Source organism: Thiocystis minor (assembly GCF_016653465.1).
GTDB lineage: Bacteria > Pseudomonadota > Gammaproteobacteria > Chromatiales > Chromatiaceae > Chromatium > Chromatium minus.
On the sequence record NZ_NHSQ01000014.1, the window covers coordinates 1 to 5,806 of the forward strand.

Here is a 5,806-nt window from a genome sequence, read left to right on the forward strand (position 1 = left end):
CGAAGCCGCGAAACACCCGCGCCCAATGGTGCGCGCTCCCGCACGCCTCCATCGCCACCAGGCACGGTGGGCGATTCGCCATGAACGCGCTCAACGTCCCGCGGTTCACCTTCTTGCTGAGCACTTGACGCCCCTGCGCATCCACCCCGTACAGATGCATGCTGTTCTTGGCCAGATCGATACCCATCGTGACAACAGGCTCTTTGCGACACTCTGTCATTGGTCTGCTCTGCTACCTCGGTTGACGATGCTTCACATACATCGCTCATTGTGCCCGCTCTGGGCGCGTTGGAGGAGCGGGGCGGACCATCCCATTATCCTACGCCAGCGCCTTCAGACCTTCGTTCCGCTGACTGAGCCGATAGACCTTGTAGTAGACGCACTCCGGGGGCGCGTCGGGCGTTTGCGCAGCGTCATCGATCACGCGATCGACGTGGCTCAGTTCGATCTCGAAACGCTCGCCGTAGAGGGCGGCGATTTCTGGTGCGGCGGCGGAAGCCTGGGCGGGCGATTGGCCTTCCTCCGCGTCCTCGGCTGTCAGCAGCAGGAGTTTGCGGGCCGCCGGGGTGATCGCATTCAGATGGGCGACGTAACGGTGGCGGATGTCCTCCGGTAGCGCGGTGAAGGCGGCATGGTCATAGATGGCGTCGATCGGCCCCAGATCCGCCTCCGTCATCGCGAAGAAGTCTCCACAGAGAAGACCGAGATTCCCATGTCCCCAGCGGGTGAGCGGTCCCTCGTTCCGTCGCGTGGGCTGCATCTGGTGTTCGCGAAAGAAGGCCCGAACCGCAAGTGGGCTCAATTCGATGCCGAGGACGCGATAGCCCTGCTCGATGAGCCAGAGCATGTCCAGACTCTTGCCGCAGAGCGGAACCAGTACGCGACTTCCCGGCGTCAGGCCGAGACCGGGCCAGAAACGGATCAGGAACGGGTTGACCATTTTCTGGTGAAAGTCGGTTCGGCGGTCGCGCCAGTACTGTTGCCATAAGGCGTTGTCACGAGTGGTCATGCGAATTCCGGTGCAGGTGCTTGAGCGAGGTTCAAAACCTGGCCCGTGAATGGATCGCCGTTTTCCAGTGGACTGGCGACGCGGCGAGATGGGAGAAGCAAGGTGGATAGGTGGCGCCGCCGTAGGGGCAGTGTCTCGCCATGTGAGCAAGCATCCCGAATGTTCGCGACGCTCGGAACGCTTGCCCCTGAATCATTTCCATGCGATTTTCAGTCGCGGTTTTCCGTGTTCACCAGACTGAGGATTGGATCATGACCGACACGACCGCCGCCGCGTCAAATCTTTTGGTTTTCCCGAAAGGGATCCCTGGCTTCGAGAGCCAGACCAGCTATGCCTTGTTCCACTCGGATACCGAGTCCGGGCGGGTCTATTGGATGGAGTCCCGCGACTGTCCGGAGGTCACCTTCACGCTGGTGGATCCAACGCTCTATGGCTTGAATTACATGCTTGAACTGACCGACGAGGAACAGACCCTGCTCCAGGCCGAATCCTCGGATGACGTGGCGGTGTTCCTGATGCTTTGGAAGCGGGAAACCGACGCCCAGGACGCGCAACCTGGGCTCAATGCCAATCTTGGGGGACCGATTCTGATCAATGTGGAAAAGCGCCTGGGCATGCAGAAGATTCTGGCCACGCCGAAGGTCGAGATGAATATTTTCGAATGATGCCGAGCCTCGCGATCCTTCCAGCCGAGACATGACCCCATGCCGCAAGCCTCCCTGCAATTCAACGAAGCGACCGCCCGCGACCCGGTGCGACAGGTCGCCGACGCGATCCGTCGGCGCGTGCTGGAACATACGCTGACCAACAACGGCGGCTATCTGAGTCAGGCGTGCTCCTCGGCGGAGATCCTGGCGACACTCTATCTGCGGGTGATGCGGCTTGGTCCGAGCACCGCGCCGCGGGTGCCGCGTCCCTTCGCCGGCGTTCCCTCGGCCACCAATCCGCGCGCCTTCACCGGCGCCGACTATAACGGACCCAGGGCGCCGGAGCTGGATCGCTTCATCTTCTCGCCGGTCCACTATGCCCTGGTGCTCTATTCGCTGCTGATCGAACTGGGGCGGCTCGGGCCGGATGCGCTGGACGAGTTCAACCAGGACGGCAGTACCGTCGAGCTGATTGGCGCCGAGCACTCGCCGGGACACGAGGTCACAGCCGGCTCGCTGGCGCAGGCGATCAGCCAGGCTGGCGGCATCGCGCTCGCGCGCCGGCTGCGCGGCGAGACCGGGCGGGTCTGGGTCTTTATGTCCGATGGCGAGTTTCAGGAGGGCCAGACCTGGGAGGCGTTCGCCGCGCTGGCGCATCATCGGATCGGCAATCTTGGCGTCTATGTCGACGCCAACGCCCAACAGTGCGACGGCCCCATGGCGTCGGTCATGACCGTCGAGCCGCTGGCCGAGCGCCTGCGGGCCTTCGGCGCGGAGGTGCACGAGGTGGAAGGGCACGATCCTGACGCGCTGGCCGCGCCCGCCGAGTCGACCGCGCCGCGCAATCGCCCGCTGGTGGTCATCGCGCGCACCGACCCGTGTCGCGGCATCGAACGGCTGCGCGAACGCGCGCCCAAGCTGCACTATGTGCGTTTCAAGGATGGTCAGGAAGTCGAGACCTATCAGGCCCTGCTGGCCGATCTGCGCGAGGGGGCGAAGTGATGGAGACGATTCAAAGGCCCCATCACGGCAATCTGATCCGCTGGGCCAAAGACCGTCCCGAGGTCTTGGTGATCTCGGCGGATCTCACTTCGTCTTGCGAGGCTGACGGCTTCCGCGATGCCTATCCCGAGCGTTTCTTTTCGATGGGCATGGCGGAGCAGAACATGATGGGCTTCGCCGCCGGTCTGGCGCGCGAGGGCTTCACGCCCTTCGTTCACACCTTCGCGGTCTTCATCTGCCGGCGGCCCTTCGATCAGGTCGCCATGTCGATCGCCTACCCGAATCTGCCGGTGCGTCTGATCGGCTTCCTGCCCGGCATCACGACCGCCGGCGGCGTGACCCATCAGGCCATCGACGACATCGCCCTGATGCGTCTGCTGCCCAACCTGACCGTGCTGGAATGCGGCGACGCGACCGATGTGGAATCGGTGCTGGATGTCGCCCAATCCGTCGCGGGTCCGGTCTATGTCCGCATGCTGCGCGGTGAGGTGCCACGGCTGTTCGATCCCGCCGAGCCCATCGCGCTCGGACGGGCGCGCGTCTTGAGCGAGGGCAGCGATTTGGCGGTGTTGTCCAGCGGCATCTGTACCGAGGAGGCGATGCGCGCGACTCAGGTACTGCGCGAGCGAGGATTTTCCATCGCCCATCTGCACGTCTCGACCCTCAAGCCCTTTGCCGATCCTCGGGTGATCGAGGCGATCGACGGTGCCAGACTCGGCGTCGTGACAATGGAAAATCACGGCATCGTCGGCGGATTGGGTTCCGCCGTCGCCGAATTGATGGCCGAACAGGGTTTTGGCAAACGCCTGATCCGCATCGGGCTGCGCGACACCTATGCGCATGGCGCGAGCCGCCAGTATCTGATGCGCGAATATGATCTGGACGCCATGGCCCTGGTGCGGGCGGTCGAGACCTTGAGCGGCGAGCGGCTCGGACTGAGCGAAGCGGCACTGGCCGAGGTTCGTCTGGAGACCATGCGCCCGTTGGAGAAAACCGAGGATTTGTGACGGGCGCCCTGGGATCGCCGACCCGCCGTCGGCTCCTCTCCACGAGGGCGAGCCGGACGGCCGGCTATACTGACGAGGACCGAGACCGATGAGGGTTCCCGCATGGCACAAACGCAGATTCAGCCCGGATTATCGACCTATGCCGATTACCGGACTTGGCCGAACGAGCGGCGCGACGAACTGATCGATGGCATGGCGTATGCCATGGCTCCGGCACCGAGCGTCAATCATCAGCGCATGGTGTTGAGTATTGCCGCTCAAGCGCGGACCGCGCTCCAAGGCAAACCATGCCAACCCTTCATCGCGCCGGTCGATGTCCTCTTTCCGCGCATGAATGAACTGGATGACGCCGTGCAAACCGTCCTCCAGCCGGATGTCTTCGTGGTCTGCGATCCCTCTAAAATCGAACCTCATGCCATCCGTGGCGCGCCCGATTGGGTGGTCGAGGTGCTGTCACCGGGCAGCGCCTCGCGCGACCATATCGCCAAGCGACGGATCTATGAGGCCGCCGGGGTGCGCGAATATTGGCTGGTCCATCCCGAAGAGCACCTCCTGATGATCTATCGTCTCGAACAGGGCGTCTACGGCAAGCCGGACGTTCAGGAACTCACCGGGGCGACCAAGGTTGGCATCCTGCCCGAGGTGGTGATCCAGTGGGACGAGACGCCTGACGCATGGACTGACGCGCAGGGGACCGAATGACGCAAGACCAGACACTCTCGTTGAGCGGCGAGCGTTTTACCGCCGTCTACCGCATTGTCTGCAAGCCAGCCGAGGCCGAGGCGCGCGCCCGCGACATCTGCGTGGAGCAGACCATCGAATTTCCCGAGGCATTGGTCACGGATGACTCGATCCGCGACCAAGTCATCGGTCGGGTGCTGTCGCTGCAAGCGGTCGGCGAGGCGCGTTTCGAGGCGCGGATCGGCTATCCGGTCGAAGCGGCGGGACGCGAGCTGACCCAGCTCATCAACGTGCTCTTCGGCAATATCAGCATCAAGCCGGGCGTGCGGCTGGTCGGTTTCGAGCTGCCTGAGTCGCTGGCACGCCAGTATCGCGGCCCGCGTTTCGGCCAGGTCGGGCTGCGGGCGCTGGTCGATGTCCATGACCGGCCATTGCTCTGTACCGCCATCAAGCCCATGGGGCTCTCGCCCGTGGCGCTGGCGGATCTGGCCTATCGACTGGCGCTGGGAGGCATTCATCTGATCAAGGACGATCACGGACTCAGCGATCAGACTTTCTGCCGCTACGAGGAGCGCGTCCGACGCTGTGCCGAGGCGGTCGAACGCGCCAATCGCGAGACCGGCCAGCGCTGCCTCTATCTGCCCAACGTCACCGCGCCGGCGGGCGAGATCGAACGCCGCGCGCGCCTTGCCAAGGCGGCGGGGGCGGGCGGCCTGCTGTTCTGCCCCGGACTCGCCGGATTCGACACCATGCGCGCGCTGGCCGATGACGATGCACTCGCCTTGCCTATCCTCAGCCATCCGGCCTTTCAGGGGACGTTTTGCGTGCATCCCGACGCGGGCCTTTCGCACGGCGTGCTCTTCGGCCTGTTCAACCGGCTGGCGGGTGCCGATGCGACCATCTTTCCGAGTTGGGGCGGGCGTTTTTCCTTCACTCAAGCAGAATGCCACGATCTGGTCGCGGGGGCGACCCGCCCCATGGGCGAGCTGCGAACGATCTTTCCCGTTCCGGGCGGCGGCATGCGGCTGGACCGGGTGGCGGAATTAACCGACTTCTATGGTTCCGACTGCATCCTGCTGATCGGTGGCGATCTGCATGCCCATGGGACGGATTTGGTCGCGAATTGCCGGCGGTTCGCGGAACTGACGGCTTAAGGCGATTTCCGAGGAAGTTTCTACCGGAATCAACCCTTTAAATGGACAGGATTAACAGGATTTTTCATGATTCACAGGTTTGAAAACAATGACTTCTATCCTGTTCATCCTGCGAAATCGTGTTAATCCTGTCGATTGACAGCCTCTCTGTGGGTAGATTTTTTCAGGAAATCACCTAACCCGAATTATTCATAAAAATGGGCGACACTCGTTTAACCAATTGATAAAATTGGTGTTCTGCAAAGAACGCTTCGGAGAAGCCAAACGAGGTCGCCCATGTCCCAGTTTACCCAAGAGCCGCTGCGC

General features: G+C 62.9%; 6 protein-coding genes and 1 pseudogene. 5 read left to right on the forward strand and 2 right to left on the reverse strand.

Features of this window, described 5'->3' with window-relative positions:
• Together CCR95_RS24915 and CCR95_RS00570 are read right to left on the reverse strand one after the other, a co-directional pair.
• Nucleotides 1-220, reverse strand: a pseudogene (locus tag CCR95_RS24915) (IS110 family transposase); the annotation flags it as partial.
• Between the two features lie 99 nt (nucleotides 221-319).
• On the reverse strand, nucleotides 320-1,009 hold the full coding sequence (locus tag CCR95_RS00570; protein WP_201090916.1) for a thiopurine S-methyltransferase: 690 nt from the start codon (nucleotides 1,007-1,009) through the stop codon (nucleotides 320-322).
• Between the two features lie 251 nt (nucleotides 1,010-1,260).
• Between CCR95_RS00570 and fliW the strand changes: the two genes are divergently transcribed.
• The 5 genes from fliW (at nucleotide 1,261) to CCR95_RS00595 (ending at nucleotide 5,500) form a co-directional block, all read left to right on the forward strand.
• Complete coding sequence (fliW, locus tag CCR95_RS00575) at nucleotides 1,261-1,674, forward strand: flagellar assembly protein FliW (RefSeq protein ID WP_201090918.1); 414 nt, start codon at nucleotides 1,261-1,263, stop codon at nucleotides 1,672-1,674.
• Between the two features lie 39 nt (nucleotides 1,675-1,713).
• Nucleotides 1,714-2,658 carry a transketolase gene (locus CCR95_RS00580; protein WP_201090921.1) on the forward strand — a complete coding sequence of 315 codons (945 nt, stop codon included), beginning with the start codon at nucleotides 1,714-1,716 and terminating at the stop codon, nucleotides 2,656-2,658.
• Nucleotides 2,658-3,665 carry a transketolase family protein gene (locus tag CCR95_RS00585; RefSeq protein WP_201090923.1) on the forward strand — a complete coding sequence of 336 codons (1,008 nt, stop codon included), beginning with the start codon at nucleotides 2,658-2,660 and terminating at the stop codon, nucleotides 3,663-3,665. The genes CCR95_RS00580 and CCR95_RS00585 overlap by 1 nt, the downstream gene beginning before the upstream one ends.
• A 102-nt stretch (nucleotides 3,666-3,767) precedes the next feature.
• Nucleotides 3,768-4,367 (forward strand): Uma2 family endonuclease, encoded by a 600-nt coding sequence (locus CCR95_RS00590; protein ID WP_201090924.1) that lies wholly within the window; start codon nucleotides 3,768-3,770, stop codon nucleotides 4,365-4,367.
• Nucleotides 4,364-5,500, forward strand: coding sequence for a RuBisCO large subunit C-terminal-like domain-containing protein (locus tag CCR95_RS00595; RefSeq protein WP_201090925.1), 1,137 nt, complete (start codon nucleotides 4,364-4,366; stop codon nucleotides 5,498-5,500). Before CCR95_RS00590 ends, CCR95_RS00595 begins: the two co-directional genes overlap by 4 nt.
• Nucleotides 5,501-5,806: the final 306 nt, after the last annotated feature.

Excerpts from the sequence above, each read along its gene's own strand:
- CCR95_RS00570 (WP_201090916.1), bottom strand. The coding sequence starts at position 1,009 with ATGACCACTCGTGACAACGCCTTATGGCAACAGTACTGGCGCGACCGC.
- fliW (WP_201090918.1), top strand. The coding sequence starts at position 1,261 with ATGACCGACACGACCGCCGCCGCGTCAAATCTTTTGGTTTTCCCGAAA.
- CCR95_RS00580 (WP_201090921.1), top strand. The coding sequence starts at position 1,714 with ATGCCGCAAGCCTCCCTGCAATTCAACGAAGCGACCGCCCGCGACCCG.
- CCR95_RS00585 (WP_201090923.1), top strand. The coding sequence starts at position 2,658 with ATGGAGACGATTCAAAGGCCCCATCACGGCAATCTGATCCGCTGGGCC.
- CCR95_RS00590 (WP_201090924.1), top strand. The coding sequence starts at position 3,768 with ATGGCACAAACGCAGATTCAGCCCGGATTATCGACCTATGCCGATTAC.
- CCR95_RS00595 (WP_201090925.1), top strand. The coding sequence starts at position 4,364 with ATGACGCAAGACCAGACACTCTCGTTGAGCGGCGAGCGTTTTACCGCC.